This is a genomic window from Emticicia sp. MM (genome assembly GCF_001649495.1).
The window spans coordinates 1-2,905 of the sequence record NZ_LXHX01000096.1; the positions used below are offsets into that span (position 1 = coordinate 1).

At 29.6% G+C, this 2,905-nt stretch carries 4 protein-coding genes; all 4 read left to right on the forward strand.

Features of this window, described 5'->3' with window-relative positions; genetic code table 11:
* The coding region (locus A6M55_RS11670; RefSeq protein WP_229235520.1) for a hypothetical protein at window positions 1-1,301 on the forward strand (1,301 nt) is incomplete at its 5' end.
* A gap of 1 nt (window position 1,302) precedes the next feature.
* Complete coding sequence (locus A6M55_RS11675) at window positions 1,303-2,055, forward strand: Imm49 family immunity protein (protein ID WP_064197768.1); 753 nt, start codon at window positions 1,303-1,305, stop codon at window positions 2,053-2,055.
* A 28-nt stretch (window positions 2,056-2,083) separates the two neighbouring features.
* Window positions 2,084-2,416 (forward strand): DUF805 domain-containing protein, encoded by a 333-nt coding sequence (locus tag A6M55_RS11680; RefSeq protein ID WP_064197769.1) that lies wholly within the window; start codon window positions 2,084-2,086, stop codon window positions 2,414-2,416.
* 69 nt (window positions 2,417-2,485) lie between these two features.
* Entirely contained in the window at window positions 2,486-2,743 is a 258-nt protein-coding gene (locus tag A6M55_RS11685) for a hypothetical protein (RefSeq protein WP_064197770.1), read from the forward strand.
* The last annotated feature ends 162 nt before the right edge of the window (window positions 2,744-2,905 follow it).

Sequence of the window (2,905 nt, forward strand, 5' to 3'; positions counted from 1 at the left end):
CTACCGAAAAAGTAGAGATACTAAAAAACACCATTCTTCAAAATCCTATTTTTGAAGATAAAGGTATCAGTCTACCACCAGTTACTGATGCAATGATTACACAAATTGCAGCAGGAGGTTCGCAATGTCAAACTGCTATTGATGGTTTGGTAAAAGATGTAATAGGTACTTCTTTGAAAGAAGAGTTTAATGATTTGGCTACTAACCCTGATTTGATTGATGAGGTGGTGGAGAATGTTGAAGATGAGATAATTTTAGATAAATATTTTAACGAAGAAGATTTTGAAGATGATAATCCCTGTTTATCAACATTAGATTATTACAGAGGTTTAAAAGATGGCTTTTCAGGAAGTTGGTCTGATTTATGGGAAGCCATCAAAAGTTTGAAAGAATTAGAAACTTACAAAAATCTTTATGAAGGTGTAAAAGTTTTAACTTGCCCACCTCCTTGCCCAGATGCAGAAACAGCAATTAAGCAAGGAAAAATGATTGAAAACCTAATAGAATGGCTAAATTCGTCGGCTGTAACACCTGATTGTTATGAAGATGGGCGAAGAACAGGCAAAGTTTTCACAGATTTATTAGTAGGTGAAGGCATAGCGGCAGCCAGTAAGCGGGGTTTAAAACTATTAGCACAAGCCGCAGAAAGGGCAAAAATCAAGAAACCAATTGAGATAGTAACAGAAGGAGTTACAATAATAGGGCATATTGAAGAAGTAGATATTATTGCTTTAAAAAATGTGACCACAGTTCCCCGTTCTGGTGGTAGTCGAGCGATTAATAACATTAAAAATTTAGTCAATGAGGGAAAAGCTCTTGTAGTTGCCCCAAAAGCGAGTAGTTTACTAAAACAAAAGATTGATGATTATATTGTTGCTTTTAATGCCAATAATAGTCAACTACAAGGTGAAATAGGAGAAGAAATAGCTGAATTAATGGCAAAAGAAATAAACCCTACAGGCGATGTGTTGAATATTAAAGTTAATAATAGTGGGAATGGCTTTGATGTACTTTCTTTTGCTCCAAACAAAACAAATCCTACCTCTGTTAGAATTTTTGAGGCAAAACCTTTAAATGGAACTTCAGTTGAATTGCCAAGTACAGTAAATAGTGGAATACAAATGAGTGACAGTTGGACTCGTAGTAATATTGCTTTAATGATAAAACATCCCGATGTTGATATACAGCAAATTGGGAATACAATGAATACTTTATTTAAACAGAATAAAATTGAACGATTTGTCGTAACTATTGATAAAAATTTAAAACAAGTGATTATACTAAAACTCGATAATTTTTAAAATGATGACAATACAAGATTTAAAAATTAATGCTGAAAGATGCTTAATTGAAGAACAAAAATGCCTAAAGGAATTATTAATACCTGATTATAATAAGGTGTATATATCAATGTGTATAATTGAAGCAAATGTTGATTTAGCAACAAATGAAATTTATAACACGCTGAATTATAGTCAAGCAAAAAAATATTTTTATAAAGCAGCAATGACTAAAATCTATTTGCATGAAAAATTTGATTATGAAAGATATACAAGTAGTAATATTTTTTTGGTATCAACTGGGTTTAGTTATGCTATAATAAGCGATAGCAGTAGTCTAATAAATCGTTACTTATTATTCAAAGATAATTTTTTAGATACGTTTGGTTCAGCTTTTGGCAAGGCAATACAAGCAAGTATTCAAAATGATGATATTGAACTATCTAAGCAAATAGAAAAATTAGTAAAGCATACCAATAAAAAAAATATTGCAAAACATTATATAGGCTGTGTAAACGCTTTTAAGGGAGTTTTACAAAAAGACAAATCACTAATAGAATTAGGCATCAAAGAATTGCTATCATCGCATAATAAACAAGAACATCAAGCAGTAGTAAAAGATTTTTTAAACATTGAAGCACTTACACTTGCAAAACTTGCTTATCGAAAAGGTATTGAATTAAACATTGAGAGCCCTCTGCTACCCAAAGAAATGATACCTGTAAAAGAATTAGAGCATTACGAAGGTTATAAGTTTTTTAGTGAAATAGATTAGTTTTCCAAAATAAAAATCATTTTCTATTATGAATATTTTTTCATTTAATGGTCGTATAAATCGATTTAGCTTTTTGATTTCGACTATAATTTTCTTAACGCCATTATTACTTATTGGTTGCCTGATAGAATATTTTAAAATTTCAAATGACTTATTTTTATTAATGATTCCATTTGGGTTATTCTTCTTTATTCAGAAAATTAAACGTTGTCATGACATCGGCTTAAGTGGTTTCTTTGCATTAATAGGTGTAATACCATTTATTGGTTTTATATGGATAATTGCACTTTTATTTATCAAGGCAGATAAAGGAAAGAATAAATATGGTGAAGAAGATATAAATTGGTTCCAAATAAATTAAAGTTCAACAAGTATAAAAAATGTTGATGGCACATATAAAGCTGTGGACGTAATTTTTATAAAATGAAATATGGAAATAGAAAAAAAATTGAGAATTATTGGTTTTACAAATTTTGTTCATTTGAATAAAAATAAACGTGATATGCGTAAAAGGTTATTTTTTACTTCCAAATATAATGACAATTGGTTTACAATAATGTTAATTGAAAAGAATAATATTTGGGAAGTAGAGAAAATAACGGGAGATGAAGAGTTATTTTCCTTTTTCAAAAATAACCATACCAACGTTAATGATATTATTCTTTTTTTAAACAAAAGTATTATTTAGGTTCGGAAATCTCAACTTATTTATGAAAGGAAGCCAAAAGCCGTAGGCGATATTCTCAAAAACTTGATTTGTGATAATGGTAAATTGGTTATCGAAGCTCCTATAACTACCGAAAAAGTAGAGATACTAAAAAACACCATTCTTCAAAATCCTATTTTTGAA